We start from the raw sequence: 20,053 nt of genomic DNA on the forward strand, positions 1-20,053 counted from the left end.
CACTCCTATAGCTTTTCCTCGGTGAACAGTTCAAATGGTACATCTAGACCACGTTTTATCAGTTGGTCATGGCAGCTAGGCACAATGCCTGTTGCTACATAATCACCGAGTACGTTGCCTTCCTTGTCCACCCCAAGCCTTTGAAACTTAAAGATCTGCGACATAGTAATCACATCGCCTTCCATACCATTGATTTCTTCAACGCTGACCATACGACGTTTACCGTCCTCTTGGCGTTCCATCTGCACCACAACGTGAATCGCTGAAGCAATTTGGGCACGCAAGTTTTTCGTCGAAACATTCCACCCCGCCATTGAGAACATGTTTTCAACTCGTCCTAGTGCATCTCGGGGAGTGTTGGCGTGAATAGTCGCGAGCGATCCATCGTGGCCAGTATTCATCGCAGATAACATATCAACAGCCTCAGCACCACGTACCTCACCTATCACGATTCGGTCTGGGCGCATACGCAATGAGTTTTTGACTAACTCACGCTGGTTGATTTCACCTTTTCCCTCAATATTTGCCGGGCGAGTTTCTAAACGGACAATATGAGGTTGTTGCAACTGAAGCTCCGCTGAATCTTCAATGGTGACAATTCTTTGATTTTTAGGGATAAAGCCCGAAAGAATATTTAAGGTAGTGGTTTTGCCAGAGCCAGTACCACCAGAAATAAGAATATTGAGCTCACCCACCACTGCAGCTTCAAGGAAACGAGCCATACCTTCAGACACAGAGTTCAATTGAAGTAAGTTCTCCATGGTTAGGCGATCGACTGCAAATCGACGAATCGATACTGAAGGACCATCAATAGCAAGAGGAGGGATGATCGCATTAAAACGAGAACCATCTTTTAGACGAGCATCAACCATAGGTGAAGATTCATCAATACGACGACCAACCTGACTGACGATTCTATCAATAATATTTCTTAAGTGACGCTCGTCGAGAAAAGTGTGTGGTGTTTTTTCGAGCTTACCAAACCGCTCGACATACACATCATTATGACCATTCACTAAAATATCTGATATTGATGGGTCATCTAACAATGGCTCTAAAGGCCCAAGACCAAACACTTCATCTTCAATTTGTTTAATTACACGGCTACGTGCTTCAGAACTAAGTGCATGTGTCTTGTCTTCCGAGATCAGCTGAATTACCGCTTCTTTCAGTTCTGTTTTGGCTCTCTCTTCTTCCAAGTGAGAGAGTAAGCCGACATCCAACGTATCAAGCAATTGTTTATGGTAGTAATGTTTAACAGAAAGGTCTTGCTCAAGCTGTTTTTTCTGCTCTTCGACGGCTTTCAGTTTTGCTTCTAGTGGTGAAAGAGATTTATCACTCTCGGTTTCCAGATCCTCTTGCTCTACCACCTCTTCCTCAAGCTTGACTTCCTCTTCTTGCGCTAGTTCAGAAAAACTTGCCCCAACACTTTTTCGTTTAAAAAACATAGCCCCCTCCTTGGCTTATGAGAACAATTTCTTAAACCAGCTTTTTCCATCCTCTTTCGGGTTCTCTAATAAGTGCGATATCTCGGCTAGAGATGCTTTTATCGCACTATTCTTCTTCGATTGAACAATTGGGTTACCTAAATTGGCACACTCTAACGCTAACGAAAAATTATTAGGTACAATATGAATTGAGCGTCCTTTAATTGTATCTTCGATATCTTTTACCGATATTTCGGCTTTTTTATCAAAGCGATTGACTATTATTTCAATACTATGGGCACCAACGCTATAATCTAACTCCAAAATCCTTGCATAATTGGAAGCATGCTTTATTGAGGTCACATTTTGTTGAACAACTAAGAATACATGTGTTGCTGGAGAGATAATCTGTTGAAATGTATGGTCAATGCCATGAGACATATCGACAATAATATGAGAGTAGAACTGTCTCAATAACGGCAATAACTTGCTTATCCCAGCAGAACATTTGTAGTTATCTTTGATATTTTCTTGGTTAAAACAGAGATAATTTAGCCCTGAAGAGTGCTTATAGATTAGTGTCTCTAATGATAGTTCATCAAGATCTGAAATTTGTTCAACAACATCGTTGATACTGTATTTTGGTTTGCAGTTTAAGTAATCTGCCGCATCACTAAACTGCATATCGAGATCGACAAGCAATACTTTGCTTTGAACGTAACTTGCTAATTCAATCGCAGAGTTCAAAGCCAGCGTTGTTGCTCCAGCACCACCTTTTGTATTGATGAACAAGGTTAAATCACCCATCTTTTTGCTGAAAATCTTTTCTTCAGCCGTTGTTTTTAAAACTGGATAAATTTCCTCAAAATCAAATTTTTTAGAAAAATAGTCTGATGCACCCAGTTTTAGAGCCATTTTCAGCGATGCCGTATCATGCTCTTCACCAAATACGATAAGTGATGTATTGGACTGCTGTAAGTTACTGTCGTTAGAATAAACATGAGCTATTTTTTGAGCCCACCCATCTCCTGTTTCGACATAAACCAAATCCGGAGTTTGCTTACTCTTTACGTTTTCTTGAACAAATAACTTTAGCTCAATCCATTCAATGTTGACGTTTAAGCACTCGGATAACTCAGCGACCATATGTGCTTTAAATTCTGACGATGAATACACAACCCAAACAATCAAATTTGTTTTCAAGGTTTTACTACGGTCGCTTGCAATTTTTATTGGTTTCAACACGTTGCTACTCCCTCAGCAGTTCGTAATAACATCGCTTCCCTCTGGCCTTAAAATTCCAAGGCTTTCTGCGGGAAGGATGGTTTCAAAATTTGGTGTCGTTCCTATAGCATTAATCAAAAATGATAATACGACAAACTGAAAACTATAATTAATTGCTCGTGCTTTGACGTATTTGATCTGTGTTAATGTTGCATCAAGAGCTGCCGAGTCCGCCATTGGGGTACTCAAAAATCCAGAGACATCCACAGTATTACCATTTTGATCTAAATAGGTAATTTCCAAATTATTTGCATTAAATCCCGATGGGTAAATATTCGTTACGGCAGGCATTGACGGAATATCATCCCTATCGGCTACATAACAAACTGTCGCTAAACGCGCAGCTCTCCTAGTTACTTCATTCACCATTTGCGTCGAATAAAAATAGGCAGCGAATTCCAAGATAACGAAAATAACGAGCAGTACACTAACCGCAATAATCGAAAACTCGACTTGAGTAACCCCTTTCTGTTTTGACAATAGCGTCCTCATGGCCCCGTCCTCATCTTTGCTGATGCCCCAATTGAAAACTGAAGAGATTCATTGGAAAACGGTAAACTCGAAAATAAAGGTGTGTAATTGTAAGTGGCTGAAAGGGTCACTTCCTTATTCGCAGCCGTTGGTTGCGTCACTACGATATCGTTGACACCTATTAAGTCGATGATAGGCGACCCTGTTGCTGTCGGGTTACCATAAACCACAACATTTTTAATATTGGATTCTTCGGCTATTGCATCAAAATTAAGCGTACCGTAAGTGTCCACAACAGCGTATCTCGCACCATTTTGAAGCGCTTTATTCACTTGGGTATATTGGATGAATGCTCGCCCCACATCCATCACTAGTACGGCCAGCATAAGTAATACAGGCAACGTAATAATAAACTCAATAGCAGCCAATCCTTGACTGTGACCTCGCTTACCAAAAACTCTAGCGTGACGCTTCGCTGGATTAGTCATACTCATCATGATTCTCCACTTAACGGATCATCATAAAGCTGTATGCGATATGGTCCCTTATCTGTAGGGTTATTGCCCGTTGCACCATTGTTAATCATGCAGTCGTAAAGGAACTGACCGAAAATAGACGCTTGGCCCGAGTTTTCAACCCTCTGAAGTAAAAAGAAGCATCCAAAGCCCAAAACATCAAAGTCAGTTTTACCAGTAGAATCTTCTGTACAATCAACGATTGGCACTCGCAAGACTCTTCTACCACTCTGGCCAGCATCACCTAAATAAATGTTGCCTGGGCAGCTCCCCCCCCGCCTTCACAGGCGCTCAACTCATTCAAGTAATCGGCGTAATATAGATCCCCAGAGTAGGTTCCTCCTTCCTGCATCAGATTATTTGGCTCTCTTACATATTTATCTGGCAGGACTGTTCCATCATTCTGAATTGGCCCTGAGAAATCATTGAGCCTTGTGTTTAAGCCCTGGGCAACGGGGCCAATACTGTTACCTGGCTTGGTGGTTACGGTAGCCCCGACAGCTGCACAGCCGTTGTAAGCCCCAGCTAATGCTTGGCGAACTAAAGCGGAACCACCACCACTATTACCGCCACTGTCATCTCCACTCCCTACGTCACCAGAACTAAAATCCAGTAACTGGAAGTTCCCTGGGCCCATATCTGTATTATCTTGGTCGCCAACTTTGAGCTCATGTATCAATGAAGGCGATCTATCAGTATTAGGATTGTAACCGTCTGGGTTATAACCCCATACCTCGCCAGGCGCAGCAGTTGGATCTCCACACATTGCAACCGGAGTGATATTGCAGGTATAAGCAATAGCAGCACTTCGTCCCGCTACTGCGCTAGCAGATACATTCTTATTGCCACCAAAGATGTAGCTCAAATACTGAGTCAATGGCATCTCTGTTACCGCCACACGAACGTAGATGTCTTCGTCAGCTGGCAGTGTAAAAGAAGCCGCATTGACCCAGCTTTGCCTATCAGCGGAGAAAGTAACCGCTGAGTTGCTACTAGTAAACGTCATTTCACTGTTACCAGACGCAGCCGCAAAGCTATTTAGCATCGCGATCGCAGCCGTCTCGGCTTGAGTTACGTCCAAGGTATCATCTGCCACTACCGCCCCAGCTAAAGCAGCTGAATCTACCGCATTCTGTAATCGAGCCTTATTTAATATTTGATGGTTAATATCGATTGCAAATGCTGCCATCGCTAAGATGAACAGCATCAACAAACTTACTAACACCAAAACGATACCACTTTGCTTCGCTCTGGATGAGGCATTGCCTTTTGCTAGCATAGCCCACTCCTTTAAGCAGTAAGTTCTGCTTAGTTTTTGTCTTTGGCTATCCCATTATTGTTGTAAACCTCAAGACTCACTTGCGAACGCTCGCCACTACCCTCTGGCAAGTAGCCTAAGTTCTCTTGCCACGCGTTAGGGTTGAGTGTTTGCTCTGCTCGTAATTGGCTTACTGAGATTCCAAGCTCTGGTTCATTCGCACAGCCCAAGATCCCCAGCGATGTAACAAAAGTGAATAATAAAAATAGTTTTTTCATCCTGAGTCCCCCCCCTATAAACTGTGTCCAAATTTACCCTCGGAACCACCTTCCGAAACGTTGTAATCAATAACATTAAGATCAAGCTGATCATCGCTGTTCAATTTGTATCTATCAAAATCGAGCTCAGCCCCTTTACCCAATAAATAGAACTCCACGTCGTTTGGACTTACGAAACCATCTGTTGGCAAGGTTACCCTTCTTCTATCTACTGGTTTGGCTAACCTTGGAGTAACTAAAATCACCAGTTCCGTTTCACCAGACGTGAATTCCTCACTCTTAAACAGTCGACCAAGTACCGGGATATCACTCGCCCCCGGGATACCGCTATCAACATTGCGCGCATTCTCACTTAGCAACCCTGCAATCCCGATAGTTTGTCCATCTGCAAGTTCGAGAGTTGTTCCTGCACTACGCTTAGTGATTGGAGGAATAAAGAATGCGGCATTAACTTCACCTGGACTAAAGGTTAATACCCCTGAGTTAGCAATTTCACTAACGTTGACATTCATCTTTAAATTGATTTTTTTATCACTAAGAATATATGGAACAAAATCTAACGCTACGCCGTATTCTTTATAATCAATAGTGATGCCATCCTCATTCGGGACGGGGATAGGAAATTCACCACCCGCAATAAACTCTGCTTGAGTACCACTCAGTGCCGTCAAACTTGGTTCCGCGAGTACTTTTGCTACCCCGTTTTGCTTAGCGACATCCAGTGCAAACGTAAATAGAGTATTACTGTCAATGAAGGAGCCAAGAAAACCAAACTCATTCACACCAGGCGCATTAAGGATAGGCTGGATGATCCCATCAATACTTTGAATATCGCCCCCTACTGTTGTTGCCCCCCCCAGGTAAAGTCCCCACTCTTTTGAAAGAAATGGAAATTAGAGTCAAAGCGACGTACAAGACTACGTTGAACCTCCGCAACAGTTACCTCCAAAGTAACTTGTTGCGCACCACCGATAGATAACAGATTAATAACCGGGCTTTCATGTACTTTCTCGTCGTCACTGCTGTCTTTTTCCTTATCTACGGCATCACCGACAGCAAAGGTTTCAGCCACTTTAATTGCGGTATCCATGTTTTGCTGATTACTTACCAAACCACGCAACACAATTTTTTCTTGTGCGCTATGTACTTCGATACTTTCATTAGGTAAGAATTGATGTAGCTTCGCCTTAAGGCTGTTCAAGTCATGAGTAACTTCAACATTAAAAGATTCGATGATCCGACCTCTACTATCCCAAACAGAAACGTTCGTCGTCCCTAGTTTTTTACCAATGAGAAATAGCTCGTTGGATCTCAATATCAAAAGATCTAATACTTCAGGATCCCCCAGTGTTACTTTCTTCGCTTTTCCTGAGATCATTAGTTGAGTTGACTGATGATGCGGTACAGTAACGATTTTTCCAGACTGCGCTGCTAACGCATTAACAGAAAAACTGACTAGAAGTAACTGACAAAAAATAAGAATTGTTCTTTTCATAAGTCACCTAATTACTTACTCGGACATTCGATGCCTGAGTTCCCTTAATTACCGTCACGCTTGGTCGCGGTGTGTAACGTTTCTTCGCAATTGGTTTATCGACCTCGTGAGGGTTTCTTAGCGCTAATTGGATCTTTCCTTTACTATTTTCTGTCAGTAGTTTTTCCGCTTCTTTCGGCGTCACTTCCAACGTTACGGCTCGAACAATAACTGGCTTGTTATCTTTGGTTTTTGCGGTTTGGTCTACTGCCAATACCTTGATATTTTTAAGAACAGTGGTGGTGTTAGCTCTTTTCCCTTTTCCTCCACCGATGGTATTAAGGATATCCACCTTATTCCCCGGCAATAAGAAACCTGCGACACCGATAACGTCATTTACACGTATTGTTACCGCGCGTTTACTTTCAGGAATTAGTGCAGCAAGAGTTGCCCCTTCACCAGGTAAAGCTAAGCGCTCCGGCTGAACCATCTCGCCATCGTAAATGGTAGTCGCAACGATTCTTCCAACGGCTTGTTCTGGTACTTTTAACGTGCTCTCTTTAATCCAATCCACTTCCATTAATTTCGTGGTCAAATGGCGTTCTTCAACAACAGTACCTGGCTCTAACTCCATTGCTGCAACTAACACCGGATGACGCTCTACTTCTTCAAGTTCAACCGTTGGCTGGTTTTGTCCATCCAACCATTGTTTCGCAATCATCACAGCTCCCAACCCAAACACAATTGAGAGTAACAACAGCATCACTATCTGTGTCCGACTCATAATTCCCTATCTCCCTATTCATCAACAGTAAAGTAGAGCTCCCACGCTCTTCGCAGAATATCTGCGTGAACTTCACTGCCGCCCCCCCCTCAAACAATAAAATATCTCGACTAATACCTAATAGATCCTTAGGCAAGCAAGGGTAAAAAGCCTTACCACTCTCACTATGCAGCCCCATCAATGTGTCAACGATTCCATCTTCTAAAGACAACTTCTTAAGCTTGGCCGTTTCATTTAACAGTGCGATATAATCAGAGTGTTCCAACGGACGAAATTCCACCTTATACCCCAGTCTTCTTAAGAAGGCTGGGTCCGCAATTGAGCTTGGAGGTAAGTTGGATGAAAATGCTAGCGTCAACATAAACGGCACGGTAATTTGTTGACCATTGGGTAAAGCTAGGTGATCGAAGAAATATTCCATTGGTACAATCCAACGGTTGAGAATGGCATCCACTGGCATAGGTTGACGGCCTAAGTCATCAATAACCAATATCCCATTGTTGGCCATCATCTGTAGTGGCGCGATCCAAATACGATTGTGCTCACTGTGGTTCACTTCCAACATTTCCATGGTGAGCTCACCGCCCACTTGAATATTCGGTCGTTCACACAACACCCATCGCTTGTCGTAATGTCGTTCTAGCTTTATGCTCAATCGTGCATGATTATCATCTAATCTACGGTGATGGTGCTCCGAATAGACTTTGATAATATTGCCGTCAGCGTATACCGCATAAGGGATAAAGACTGACGTATTCATCGCATTCAATACTCGAGCCGCCACATAACTCTTACCTGTACCTGCATGACCATAAAGCAGCAAAGCTCTGCCAGAGTTGATAGCTGGTCCCAAAATAGGGACTAGCCTATCTGAACCATAAACATCTTGAAGCGCCCGCTCGACATCTTTTCGTTCAATAGGGTATTTACGAATATCTTGTGCCTCAACGACAGTCCAATATTCCTCTAAAGAGATAGGAACAGGCCCAATATAAGCGTCCTTACGAAACGCAAGTTCTGCTTCAGCCATACCAAGCTCAGTAAGCCCATAGCGAACATTAGAATAGGAATGATGTGTTTGATCTGTGACAGGCTGATACACTTCTACCCAACTGCGACGTCTTAGTTGAGCCAATGCGTTTTCAACAATATGAGAGACAACGCAAAGCTTACTAGTTAGCTGAACTAGATCGCACTTTGGATAAGCGGACAAGTGCTTCAGAACTAAATTCTCTAGTACAGCGGGCGGTACCCCTAGAGCCTCTTCTGATGCTGGCACTTTTGGTGGCGTAATTTGTGGCACAAGTTTTTCCAAGCAAACAGAGCCCATGCGACCTCCCTATCACAGGCAACTTCATTACTTATCAGAAGCGCAAGAATCTCTTGTCTACTAATAAATGTAAGAGTAATAAGCTAAGCCAATAACAATGACAGGAGCGAATGGGATAACTAAATGAGACTCGTGCCTAAAGCCGGGTATGACTTTTCGTAAGCAGTAGCCCCTCACCTGATGCGACAATGATTTATCACTACTTGCAATATTCAGAGCAGCATAAAACAGCCCTACAATACCCCCGGCAAGAATGACCCACATCATCGCGTCCCCAATACGACTTAACCCCAACCATACACCTATGACTGCCAACAGTTTGACGTCTCCACCAGCCATGGCTCTCACCATAAACAAACCAAAGCAGATGAAGAATGTAACGACGCCCCCTTTGACGTGATCGAACCAATCCGTACTAGGGGTGCTAATGAGTGAAGCAACAACAACTAAAAATAAAACAAGAACATATTTGTTAGGAATGCGGTGCCTCTGAGCATCAGAGACACCAATAGCAATCAATAATCCCCAAACAAGCAGATCCATTTCAGACCAACTGTTATTGAGAGCTAATAGCTGTCGCGACTGATGTAAACTTGGTAGCTAGAGTACTCCAGAAGCCAATATTAAGCAGTGCAGCTACAATCAGCGCAGCACCAAGAATGTATTCCAGTAGCGTTAGACCTTCTTCGTCTTCAATAAAGTCATTGAATAACTTGCGTACAGATTCCATTTGTAGTCCCCTCATAATTCCCATGTAAATGACGCTTTTGCAAAGCAACTTGCGCCATGGATTAACAGTAGGACAAACGAAAAATTGACGGTTAGGACTTTTTTGCTAACGATTAGGACTTTTTTGCCAATTAATATTTCTATTAACACATAGCTATGCGTTGAATATTCGGATATTAGATCGATACCCATATCACACTTGAATAACTGCTTAATAGTTCTAAACTTAATGCTGACATGATGGCTAATACTCAATACAAGAAATATAAAAACTAGCGTGTAATTGGATCACTCAGGCTTTCAAAAACATTGTGACCGTCTCAATAATGAGAGGAAAGAACGTGAGAGAAACCATCACTATTCATTGGCTTGGTGAGCCATTTCATTCACTTCCACAGCACTTTCGTGGTGATATAGAGTCCAGATTTGAAGTTTTAGACTACGGCAAGGATATCGCCGTCATGAGTGAAAAAGGTATTGAACACTACCTTATTTACTTAACTCAACCTGATCATAATTTTCTCAAGTCGGTTAGCACTCTATGCTCCAACCTTGATAAAAAACTCATTGTCCTATTCAATAAAAATGAAGAACTTGTACTACCTCAAGATAATATTTGTTCCGAAATTTATCACTTAGGTTCAAGCCATTTCCCTGACTGGATAGAATCAGTAAGGTTAAAATATTTTCAAGGTGCAACATACAATAGAAATATCGATTTAAACTTAGAAATTAACCTCTTACACAATAATTCTAATTTAGATCGTGTTATTCAATACGTGACTAAAAACGTTCATCGAGAAATAAAAGAGCAAGATGTCGCTGCGTTATGTCATTATTCTGTAACGTATTTTTCTAAGTTATTTCATCGAAAAGTCGGGATAAGCTTTAGAGACTTTGTGACAACTAAACGAATCAGCCTTGCAAAGAAGCTGCTCGTGGAAGATAGCTCAGCCAAAATTGCTTATGTGGCCTACCAATGCGGATACCGAGACGTGTCTTACTTCTCTCGGATCTTCAAGAAAAAAACGGGCTACTCTCCTGCCGCATATCGTCAAAAATTTTAACACTCCCCACAACGTTATTAAACGCACAGAAATGAGCAATGATACTCACTGATGTGGATTGAACATGCTAAAGTTAACAATGTTTTAACAACTATAAGTACAAGTAAAAGACATGGAGTCACTTAACATGAATCAGCCTAACCCTAAAGTCGCTACTGGCTGCGCTCTCCCGCCACCAAATGAAATGATTCTCAAATGGGCAAAGGAACGCCCAAACGAAGTCTATCTAAAGCAAATCATCAACAGACAGTTTGTTGAGTTCACTTATGCTGAAGTTGCTGAACAAGCACTAAAACTTGTGTCTGCACTACGAAACCTCGGAGTAAAGCCTGGGGACAAAGTGGCATTAGTATCGAAAAACTGTGCCGAATGGTTTATCTGCGATCTTGCGATGATGCTTGGTGACTATGTTAGTGTGCCAATTTTCCCGACAGCTGGCGCGGATACTATCGAGTACTGTATTACCCACAGTGAAAGTAAAGCTTTGATCGGCGGTAAGTTAGACGATCCAGCCGCAACGCAACAAGTCATTAATGCAATTCCAGATTTAATTAGTATTGCGCTACCTTATGACACTGCACCTAATTGCCAATATCAGTACAAGGAACTGATCGCCAATATAATGCCAAGTGAAGAGCGCCCTCAACACACTGACGATAAGCTAATGTCGTTGGTTTATACTTCCGGTACCTCAGGGCTGCCGAAAGGTGCAATGCTCACTTACGGCGCGTTCAGTTGGTCTGTTCAACAGTTGATTAATCATATTGGCATTCAAGAAAACGACCGTTTGTTCTCTTATTTGCCACTTGCTCATATTACCGAGCGTGTATACATCTTCGGCTCATCCATCATGGGTGGTGTTACCACCGCTTTCCCAGAGTCTCTCGATACCTTTATCGAAGATGTGAAAATGCATCGTCCGACACTGTTTATCTCCGTACCTCGTTTATGGACCTTGTTCCAGCAACGCATTCAAGACAAACTTCCGCAGAAGAAACTCAACATTCTGTTAAAAATCCCGTTTGTTAACTCTCTTATCAAAAAGAAACTGGCAGATGGCCTTGGTTTAGATCAAGCACGTGTTCTTGGTTGTGGTTCTGCGCCCGTGTCACCAGCTTTGTTGGAGTGGTACCGCAGCGTAGGCTTGAATATCACGGAAGCTTGGGGCATGACGGAGTCTTTCGCCTACAGCACACTCAACTACCCTTTCCGTGCCGATAAGATTGGCTCAGTGGGTAATGCCGGTCCAGGTATTGAACTTAAGATTGCTGACGATGATGAAATCATGGTTCGCGGTAAAGGCTTGTTCTCTGGCTACTATAAGAACGACATTGCTACGCAAGAGTCGTTTGACTCCGAAGGGTGGTTGCACACGGGGGATATTGGCTCAATCGATGCGGACGGTTACCTGACTATCCAAGGTCGTAAGAAGGACACCTTTAAAACTTCAAAAGGTAAATTCGTTGCGCCAGTTCCTATTGAGAAGAAACTGTTCGAATACAGCCGCGTCGAAATGATGTGTTTGATTGGCCTAGGCTTACCAGGACCTATCTTGTTGGTGGTGCCACACGACTTCCCGGACTTCGACAAAGAACGTTACGCACGAACGACTCGCAAAGTGATCGCTCGTATGAACGAAGAGCTGGAATCACACGAGCAAATCAAAGGGGTATTGATGATTCAAGACCCGTGGAGCATCGAAAATGGTATTCTGACTCCGACCTTGAAGATCAAGCGTCATGTCCTAGAGCAGAAATATCATGAAATTGGTCACAACTGGCCAAAAGGTGAAATGGTTGTGTGGGAAGAAGACCTGTAATCAATTCATCACCCTACACTATCTTGTCAAACGCTCCCAGTTAGGGAGCGTTTTTATTTCTCAACCCAATCACTCACGCCAAAAAGGTTTATTAATTTCCTTTCGCACTTCTCTTTCACTATAACCAATGTCATCCAAAAGATGTTCTGGCAGCTCTGCGAGATGACGCCGTGTTCGGTGGTTCTTTCTCCAAATAGAGAGTTTAGAAAAGATAAACTGAACCAAACGTTGTTGTGGCTTCGAGGCTAATCGCCCACAAATTTGCACGGTATTGTTCATATCTCCTCCTTTTGATTCACATTGACCTCTTAATAATCAGTGACTACCCTGTTATTCTCAAACGATAGAATCTGACATTGAGTTAAGGAAAACTAATGTGAAAGAGCGTATGCCTCCGCTACAAGGGCTGTACTACTTCTACATCGCTGCAAAGGAGGGCAGCTTTAAAGCGGCAGCAAAGCACTTGTTTATTACCCCAGCCGCGATTAGCCAGCAGATACGTCAACTAGAAGAGTTTCTTGGTACCGATTTGTTTGTGCGCCAACATCGAAAGATTCTCCTCACTCCAGAGGGGAGTTTGCTATTTACCCAAGCTGAGCGAGGGTTCGACCACCTCCAACAAGGTGTGCGTTTGATTAACCAAGATCCCAACCCAAATCACCTCTCCATCTCAACATTGCCCTCTTTTGCCCACCACTGGTTAGTACCAAGAATCACAGCGTTTCGGCAACGTCATCCAGATATCTCCTTGTTAATGGAACCAACGAACGAGCTGGTGTCATTCCAAGACAGTCAAATTGACCTTTGCGTTCGCTATGGACATGGCGATTATCCGCACCTTGAGTCACAGTGGCTAATGGATGAGGTCTTCTACCCTGCTTGCCATCCGGTTTATCAGAAAGAGCACAATATCTACCATATAGAAGACTTGGAGAAAGCGGAGTTAATTGAAGATTTATGGCCCGATCTAGATTGGAATTTGTGGCTTGAAACGCTGGGCCATAAAGCAGCGAAGCCGACCCTAAAATACAGTGGTTCGCATTTAGTACTGGAAGGTGCACTTTCTCTACAAGGCGTCGCTTTGGTTAAACACAGTTTGGCGTATCGTTATATTCAAGAAGGTAAACTGGTTCGAATCGGCGACGTGGGAATTCAACCCAAATATGCCTATTACCTTTGTGCGCCAACGGGGTATTTAAAGCGTCAAAAAACGCAGCTGTTTAGTCAGTGGATAAAAGAAGAGATTGCTGAATTTGAACGCAGTACCGTTCGTGATTTTGAAACGATTCAATTAAAAGAAAAGTAAAGTCAGTAATAGATGTTGGACAGCCCTATAGCTCGGTTTACCGACAGATATTAAAAAGCCCCGCACAAGGCGGGGCTTTGAGATCTTAAAGAGTTAAATTAAGAATTACTTCTTAGCTTCGCGCTCTTTAACTTCTGCGATTACTTGCTCAGCAACGTTTGCTGGACAAGCTGCGTAGCGTGCGAACTCCATAGAGAACTGACCACGACCAGAAGTGATAGTACGTAGGTGACCGATGTAACCAAACATTTCTGATAGAGGAACGTCTGCTTTAATACGAACGCCAGTAGTACCAGCTTGTTGGTCTTTGATCATACCACGACGACGGTTAAGGTCACCGATTACGTCACCAACGTTGTCTTCTGGAGTGAACACGTCAACGTTCATGATTGGCTCAAGAAGTTGCGCGCCAGCTTTAGGCATAGACTGACGGAATGCACCTTTAGCTGCGATTTCGTAAGCGATTGCTGATGAGTCAACTGCGTGGAAACCACCGTCGAATAGTTCAACTTCAACGTCTAGAGTTGGGAAGCCAGCTAGAACACCAGTATCCATCATTGACGCAAAGCCTTTCTCAACTGCAGGCCAGAATTCTTTAGGTACGTTACCACCAACAACTGTTGACTTGAACGTGAAGCCAGAGTTTGGCTCACCTGGTTTGATACGGTAGTCGATCTTACCGAACTGACCAGAACCACCAGACTGCTTCTTGTGCGTGTAGCTATCTTCAACTGCTTGAGTGATAGTTTCACGGTAAGCTACCTGTGGAGCACCTACTTCTAGCTCAACGCCGTAAGTACGCTTAAGGATGTCTACCTTGATGTCTAGGTGAAGTTCACCCATACCTTTCAGGATAGTTTCACCTGAATCTTCATCAGTCTCAACTTGGAATGATGGATCTTCTGCAACCATTTTACCGATCGCGATACCCATTTTCTCAGTAGAACCTTTGTCTTTTGGAGAAACAGCAATAGAGATTACTGGTTCTGGGAAGATCATAGCTTCTAGAGTACATTCGTGCTTAGGATCACATAGAGTGTGACCAGTTTGAACGTTCTTCATACCTACTACAGCGATGATGTCACCAGCTTGAGCTTCAGTAAGTTCGTTACGTTCGTCAGCTTGCATCTCACACATACGACCGATACGCTCAGTCTTACCAGTTGCAGAGTTAAGGATTGTGTCACCCTTCTTCATGCGACCAGAGTAGATACGGATAAATGTTAGAGCACCGAAACGGTCGTCCATGATCTTGAACGCAAGTGCTTTTAGTGGCGCGTCAGCGTCAACTGTAGCAACTTCACCTGTCGGCTCACCAGTTTCTGGATCTGTTAGAGGTTGAGCATCAACTTCAGTTGGAGCTGGTAGGTAATCTACAACAGCGTCAAGGATAAGTTGCATACCTTTGTTTTTGAATGCAGAACCACAGAACGTTGGGAAGAACGCTAGATCACGAGTACCTTTACGGATACAAGCTTTTAGTTGATCGATAGTCGGCTCTTCGCCTTCCATGTAAGCTTCCATTAGGTCGTCGTCTTGCTCTACAGCAGTTTCAACTAGCTCTTCACGGTACTGTTCTACGTCGTCAACCATGTCAGCTGGAACGTCTTGGATTTCGTAGTTTTCTGGTAGACCTGTGTCATCCCAAACGTAAGCTTTACGGTTTAGTACGTCTACAACACCAACGAAATCGTCTTCACGACCGATAGGTAGAGTCATAACTAGTGGGTTTGCACCTAGTACGTTCTTAACTTGGTCAACAACGTTGAAGAAGTCTGCACCCATACGGTCTAGTTTGTTTACGAAGATCAGACGAGCAACTTCTGAGTCGTTCGCGTAACGCCAGTTTGTTTCTGACTGAGGCTCAACACCACCAGAACCACAGAATACACCGATACCACCGTCAAGAACTTTAAGTGAACGGTATACTTCAACTGTAAAGTCTACGTGTCCAGGAGTGTCGATTACGTTCAGGCGGTGACCGTTCCACTCACAAGTTACTGCTGCAGACTGGATTGTAATACCACGCTCAGCTTCTTGCTCCATGAAGTCAGTTGTAGACTCGCCGTCGTGTACTTCACCAGTCTTATGGATTTTACCAGTAAGCTTCAGGATACGCTCAGTTGTGGTAGTTTTACCCGCATCAACGTGCGCGAAAATACCAATGTTTCTGTATTTTGATAAATCAGTCATTGTCTTACTCTGTTAATAAGGTATAAAGTGCGCGCAGAGTATATCACAATCTGTCAAGACGGATACCTTTGCGTGCCATTGGAACAAAAAAAATTTTAACGTCGATTTTCCACCATCAAATAATAGTCAAACTTCGCAATTTGTGTGCTTAATTCGATTATATTAAGGATAGATTCAACATTATTATTACCCCTAAAATTGGGGCACAAGATAGTGTTTACAACTCATCAAATGCTTCAATAGCCTCCGATAGTTTTTTTACACCATGGATTTGCATACCAGGAATACCGCCCTTTGGCATATTCGCTGCTGGTACGATCGCTTTCTTAAAGCCGTGCTTGAATGCTTCATTCAGACGCTCTTGGCCACTTGGTACAGGTCGAATCTCACCCGCCAAGCCAACTTCTCCAAACACGACGACATCTTTCGGCAATGGTCGGTCACGAAAGCTTGATAAAAGCGCCATAACTAAAGCAAGGTCTGCACTGGTCTCTGTGACTTTCACACCACCAACTACATTCACAAACACATCTTGGTCTGCCATTTGTAGACCACCGTGCTTATGCAGCACTGCTAATAATAGAGAAAGGCGGTTCTGTTCTAAACCTACCGCTACACGACGTGGGTTTGCCAATTGTGAGTAGTCGACCAACGCTTGAATCTCTACTAATAGAGGGCGTGTACCTTCCCAAACCACCATCACAGAAGAACCAGATGTCTCTTCTTCACCACGGGATAGGAAGATTGCCGAAGGATTATTAACCTCTTTCAGCCCCTGTCCCGTCATAGCAAAGACGCCAAGTTCGTTCACAGCACCAAAACGGTTTTTGTGGCTGCGTAAAGTACGGAAGCGGCTATCAGTACCACCATCGAGTAGTACTGAACAGTCAATAATATGCTCAAGCACTTTCGGGCCGGCAAGAGTACCATCTTTTGTTACATGACCAACAATAAATACTGCAACGTTGTTTTGCTTCGCATACCTCGTTAATGCCGTTGCCGATTCACGCACCTGCGCCACACTGCCCGGTGAAGACTGAACGTCAGACACATGCATGACTTGAATCGAGTCAATAACCATAATGCGCAGCTGTTCTTTCTCAGCGATCTGGCAAATTTTATCAACGTTGGTTTCAGACAGCATCTTAAGATGCTCTTTTGGTAAACCAAGACGAGAAGCGCGCATCGCGACTTGCTGAAGTGATTCCTCACCAGTGACGTAGAGTGTTGGCATTTGCGCAGACAACAAACACATAGTTTGCAGCAGCAATGTCGATTTACCCGCACCAGGGTTACCACCAATCAGAATTGCAGCACCAGGAACAACGCCACCACCAAGCACACGATCGAGCTCTTTAAAACCACTAGTAAACCTTGGTACTTCTTGTAAGTCGATTTCCGATAAGGTTTGAACTTTCGATTCTGTTGCTGAACCAGCATAACCACTCAAGCGTTCATTGCGCGCAACTGTCGGAGATGCCGCGATACGAACTTCGGTAATCGTATTCCACGCACCACACGCATTACACTGTCCCTGCCAACGCGGGAAGTCTGCGCCACAATCATTACAAACATACGCTCGTTTTGCTTTCGCCATGATGCCTCGATTTTTTCAACACTCGGTTTCTTCAACAAATGTGACCAAGCACCGCCATGTCATACCTTATATGACACGAAGTATTGATATACTTAAGTTTCGCTTTGCTTAGCCGATATAATCTAAATAACGACATACTTTAACAGAAATAATGCAGCAATCTGAAATACTCTCTTTAGCAGAAAGACTCATCCCTGTTTATGGCTCGAACGACTTTGACTTCGTTTTGGGCCAATTAACTGAGGGAGAAGCGCCGTCGGCCAAAATATTGGTCAAGATGGAACTAAAGCGCATCATGACTCCTTGCACAAAAAGCATCGACTTACGCGGGCGAGTAAAAGGAGAATGCCGAGAGTATATTTTAGATGGTATTGCCCATTGGTTAGATGACGTCGCTTTTAATACCTACCACAAAAACATCAAGCGATTTGGTGGATATACGGAAGGTGTTTGGGAGACTTTAGTCAACACCAGAAACAATTTTCGGGTTATGGGCAACTCAAATGCCGCGAATCAAGCAACCCAACTCACCAACCTCAGAGCCCATTCCTTGCCGAGCCTGTGCATCTCGGGTATGACCTAAAGCGCCAAGAAAAGCGATTAAGAGTACAATCGCAAGTAGAAATAAAGCTGGCAAGAGGTCAAGTTCTCCATGGGCTGAGTATCGATCTCTCAAGCTCAGGTGCAAAGTTTAAAGTACCAAGTGCTTTTAAATACGCGCTTGGAGAAATCATCCAAGTCACCTTCAGTGAAATTTCAGGAAAATCTCAAGTTGCTGGTATCGAAAAGCCTCTTGAGTATCGAGTCTTGGCAGTGGATGATTGCTACGAGAATGACTCTGTAAAATATCTAAGAACATTACGCCTTACTGATACCAACATCATCGCACGTGTGATTGATGAAGCACTAAACAGCGCTTCAAAAAGAGCAAGGCATGATAATCAAGACAAGATTATTCGAGCAAGGACAAGGGGATACGAGCACATCGCCTTAAAGCACACTGGTAATTTGCCGTTGTTTTTTGAAGGCAGTAAGTTAAAACTTGCGATGCTAACGCCAAATAATCAGAAGTTGTGGCAATACTGGCATGATGAACGAAACCAACAAAGCCTTGGTGCGCTATTTAACCCTCAAAGGGTGGCAAGCCTTATAAAAGCCGGAGTGAAAGGTGCAAGTAACGTACTCTATTCTTTCACTCATGAACACGAAGGCAAGGTTTACTTCTACTCAATGCTCATGCCAGAGGCAACTCGAGAGCAAAGGCAGCTTTTCTGGCATCTAGGCGCGCGTAGGAAAAGTTGGAAAGCATTTCGCATTTCAATCTTTGAACTATCGAAAAAAGAAAAAGAAGATCTAGCTGCATTTTCAACAGAGCTAGCCAACAGCTCGGAGTCGCTCTCCCACGTCGGCATCTTACAAGAGATATCCGATTTCAATGCCGGAGCAGATTACCTACTTACTGAAAAACCTCGCTTGCCAGCAAATACCTTGAATAATTTCCGCCATCCAAGAAAAGTGGTTGGCAATCCGAAAGGCATCTACTTCGACGCACGCTCTCGACGCAAAGAACCAAGGTATCGCTTTAAGACACCATTAGTGTTAACAGCCTCAGACAAAATACAGTCATCAGGCTTTACATTAGACCTATCGAAGAGAGGACTTGGGTTAATTCTTGATACACCAACGCCATTACGTTCTGGCCAAGAAGTAAGAGTCAATTTTAGAGAGCTGCAACTCTACGATAAAAAGCTTCCACTCAGTGAGGTTCCCTATCGCGTCATTCGGGTTAGCCCTGATGGCAAAGGCATTCAATTAGTTATCGATGAGAATAGTAAGACGATCAAAGTTATCGCATTCCTCAACAGTATTATCGAACACAATCAAGATAAGCTGATACCACAAAAAGAACTACTACCAAGCAATGCGTTATTAGAACGGCTGCATTGTATTTTGCTTTCGCGAATTGTGAGTACACCAATATTTGTCAGCAAGCAAAGCTCATCGACAATAAAAACACCCGTAATGGGGGTGAACTTCCCATTACCGAAACACGTCGAACTATTCGCTCGTCTAGGACACAAACAGCATTACTCTCTTGAGCCGCTGTTTAAAGGTCGCTCAAGCACATTAATCGCAGAACCTATCAAGCGTATCGATGGCGCTCAGGCCAAACATCATGACGCTTATATTAGTGTTGAGTACACCGGTAAAAAAATCACCGGCATTCAGTCAAAGCTTCACGGTGAATTTTCCAGCATAAAAGAACGAATAATGTTCATCAAGAAAGCGCGTATGGCGGGAGAGTTTCTTGCGGTTAGAATCTCCAGCGCACCGATTTTTGATGCAATGACTTCATTACTGGAAAAAGATTTGAGTGACTTAACTCAATTTGGCGTTCATCAAGCAAGCAAGCTAGAGAAAGAACTCACTGCACTCGTTGGTTATATCGAATTAGAAGACATCACTGAAGAAGTTCTCATTCGATTGGAGTTAACACAATAGAAAAACACCGCCGAGATGG

At 43.4% G+C, this 20,053-nt stretch carries 14 protein-coding genes and 4 pseudogenes; 4 read left to right on the forward strand and 14 right to left on the reverse strand.

The window, feature by feature from the left end; genetic code table 11:
• Positions 1–5 precede the first annotated feature (5 nt).
• The 11 genes and pseudogenes from B853_RS11735 to B853_RS26025 all read right to left on the reverse strand — a co-directional run bounded on the left by B853_RS11735 (position 6) and on the right by B853_RS26025 (position 9,551).
• Positions 6–1,448 carry a TadA family conjugal transfer-associated ATPase gene (locus B853_RS11735; protein ID WP_038885155.1) on the reverse strand — a complete coding sequence of 481 codons (1,443 nt, stop codon included), beginning with the start codon at positions 1,446–1,448 and terminating at the stop codon, positions 6–8.
• A gap of 15 nt (positions 1,449–1,463) precedes the next feature.
• Positions 1,464–2,672: a nucleotide-binding protein gene (locus B853_RS11740; RefSeq protein WP_038885151.1), complete on the reverse strand. Its 1,209-nt coding sequence runs from the start codon at positions 2,670–2,672 to the stop codon at positions 1,464–1,466.
• A gap of 12 nt (positions 2,673–2,684) precedes the next feature.
• Entirely contained in the window at positions 2,685–3,203 is a 519-nt protein-coding gene (locus B853_RS11745) for a TadE/TadG family type IV pilus assembly protein (RefSeq protein ID WP_038885149.1), read from the reverse strand.
• Complete coding sequence (locus B853_RS11750; RefSeq protein WP_050568971.1) at positions 3,200–3,670, reverse strand: TadE/TadG family type IV pilus assembly protein; 471 nt, start codon at positions 3,668–3,670, stop codon at positions 3,200–3,202. The genes B853_RS11745 and B853_RS11750 overlap by 4 nt, the downstream gene beginning before the upstream one ends.
• Positions 3,671–3,675: 5 nt before the next feature.
• Positions 3,676–4,976 (reverse strand): annotated as a pseudogene (locus B853_RS11755) (pilus assembly protein TadG-related protein).
• A gap of 29 nt (positions 4,977–5,005) precedes the next feature.
• On the reverse strand, positions 5,006–5,233 hold the full coding sequence (locus B853_RS11760; protein WP_038885145.1) for a hypothetical protein: 228 nt from the start codon (positions 5,231–5,233) through the stop codon (positions 5,006–5,008).
• A 14-nt stretch (positions 5,234–5,247) separates the two neighbouring features.
• Positions 5,248–6,728, reverse strand: a pseudogene (locus B853_RS11765) (type II and III secretion system protein family protein).
• Between the two features lie 7 nt (positions 6,729–6,735).
• Positions 6,736–7,491 (reverse strand): Flp pilus assembly protein CpaB, encoded by a 756-nt coding sequence (gene cpaB / locus B853_RS11770; protein ID WP_038885143.1) that lies wholly within the window; start codon positions 7,489–7,491, stop codon positions 6,736–6,738.
• Between the two features lie 14 nt (positions 7,492–7,505).
• Positions 7,506–8,821, reverse strand: a pseudogene (locus tag B853_RS11775) (AAA family ATPase).
• Between the two features lie 60 nt (positions 8,822–8,881).
• Positions 8,882–9,364 (reverse strand): A24 family peptidase, encoded by a 483-nt coding sequence (locus tag B853_RS11780; protein ID WP_038885139.1) that lies wholly within the window; start codon positions 9,362–9,364, stop codon positions 8,882–8,884.
• A gap of 13 nt (positions 9,365–9,377) precedes the next feature.
• A complete protein-coding gene (locus tag B853_RS26025) occupies positions 9,378–9,551 on the reverse strand; it encodes a Flp family type IVb pilin (protein ID WP_010449993.1) in 174 nt (57 codons plus the stop codon).
• A gap of 340 nt (positions 9,552–9,891) precedes the next feature.
• On the opposite strand from B853_RS26025, the gene B853_RS11785 reads away from it, so the two are divergent.
• Both B853_RS11785 and B853_RS11790 read left to right on the forward strand, forming a co-directional pair.
• Positions 9,892–10,617, forward strand: a complete 726-nt coding sequence (locus tag B853_RS11785; RefSeq protein ID WP_038885138.1) for a helix-turn-helix domain-containing protein — start codon at positions 9,892–9,894, stop codon at positions 10,615–10,617.
• Positions 10,618–10,744: 127 nt separating this feature from the next.
• Positions 10,745–12,436: an AMP-binding protein gene (locus B853_RS11790; RefSeq protein ID WP_038885137.1), complete on the forward strand. Its 1,692-nt coding sequence runs from the start codon at positions 10,745–10,747 to the stop codon at positions 12,434–12,436.
• A gap of 69 nt (positions 12,437–12,505) precedes the next feature.
• On the opposite strand, the gene B853_RS11795 is transcribed toward B853_RS11790, so the two are convergent.
• On the reverse strand, positions 12,506–12,715 hold the full coding sequence (locus B853_RS11795; RefSeq protein WP_050568967.1) for a DUF1127 domain-containing protein: 210 nt from the start codon (positions 12,713–12,715) through the stop codon (positions 12,506–12,508).
• Between the two features lie 97 nt (positions 12,716–12,812).
• Between B853_RS11795 and B853_RS11800 the strand changes: the two genes are divergently transcribed.
• Positions 12,813–13,742 carry a LysR substrate-binding domain-containing protein gene (locus B853_RS11800; RefSeq protein WP_038885136.1) on the forward strand — a complete coding sequence of 310 codons (930 nt, stop codon included), beginning with the start codon at positions 12,813–12,815 and terminating at the stop codon, positions 13,740–13,742.
• A gap of 105 nt (positions 13,743–13,847) precedes the next feature.
• Here B853_RS11800 and fusA read toward each other — a convergent pair whose 3' ends face one another.
• Together fusA and radA are read right to left on the reverse strand one after the other, a co-directional pair.
• Complete coding sequence (gene fusA, locus B853_RS11805) at positions 13,848–15,935, reverse strand: elongation factor G (protein WP_038885134.1); 2,088 nt, start codon at positions 15,933–15,935, stop codon at positions 13,848–13,850.
• A 217-nt stretch (positions 15,936–16,152) separates the two neighbouring features.
• Positions 16,153–17,532 carry a DNA repair protein RadA gene (gene radA, locus B853_RS11810; RefSeq protein WP_038885133.1) on the reverse strand — a complete coding sequence of 460 codons (1,380 nt, stop codon included), beginning with the start codon at positions 17,530–17,532 and terminating at the stop codon, positions 16,153–16,155.
• A gap of 151 nt (positions 17,533–17,683) precedes the next feature.
• Here radA and B853_RS11815 point away from each other — a divergent pair.
• Positions 17,684–20,034: pseudogene (locus tag B853_RS11815) on the forward strand (PilZ domain-containing protein).
• Positions 20,035–20,053 lie beyond the last annotated feature (19 nt).

Source organism: Vibrio rotiferianus CAIM 577 = LMG 21460 (assembly GCF_002741985.1).
GTDB classification, from domain to species: Bacteria; Pseudomonadota; Gammaproteobacteria; order Enterobacterales; family Vibrionaceae; genus Vibrio; species Vibrio rotiferianus.

What these genes read in the sequence shown, in the direction of transcription:
- B853_RS11735 (WP_038885155.1), bottom strand. Translation starts at nt 1,448, where the DNA reads ATGTTTTTTAAACGAAAAAGTGTTGGGGCAAGTTTTTCTGAACTAGCG.
- B853_RS11745 (WP_038885149.1), bottom strand. Translation starts at nt 3,203, where the DNA reads ATGAGGACGCTATTGTCAAAACAGAAAGGGGTTACTCAAGTCGAGTTT.
- B853_RS11750 (WP_050568971.1), bottom strand. Translation starts at nt 3,670, where the DNA reads ATGACTAATCCAGCGAAGCGTCACGCTAGAGTTTTTGGTAAGCGAGGT.
- B853_RS11760 (WP_038885145.1), bottom strand. Translation starts at nt 5,233, where the DNA reads ATGAAAAAACTATTTTTATTATTCACTTTTGTTACATCGCTGGGGATC.
- cpaB (WP_038885143.1), bottom strand. Translation starts at nt 7,491, where the DNA reads ATGAGTCGGACACAGATAGTGATGCTGTTGTTACTCTCAATTGTGTTT.
- B853_RS11780 (WP_038885139.1), bottom strand. Translation starts at nt 9,364, where the DNA reads ATGGATCTGCTTGTTTGGGGATTATTGATTGCTATTGGTGTCTCTGAT.
- B853_RS26025 (WP_010449993.1), bottom strand. Translation starts at nt 9,551, where the DNA reads ATGGAATCTGTACGCAAGTTATTCAATGACTTTATTGAAGACGAAGAA.
- B853_RS11790 (WP_038885137.1), top strand. Translation starts at nt 10,745, where the DNA reads ATGAATCAGCCTAACCCTAAAGTCGCTACTGGCTGCGCTCTCCCGCCA.
- B853_RS11795 (WP_050568967.1), bottom strand. Translation starts at nt 12,715, where the DNA reads ATGAACAATACCGTGCAAATTTGTGGGCGATTAGCCTCGAAGCCACAA.
- fusA (WP_038885134.1), bottom strand. Translation starts at nt 15,935, where the DNA reads ATGACTGATTTATCAAAATACAGAAACATTGGTATTTTCGCGCACGTT.
- radA (WP_038885133.1), bottom strand. Translation starts at nt 17,532, where the DNA reads ATGGCGAAAGCAAAACGAGCGTATGTTTGTAATGATTGTGGCGCAGAC.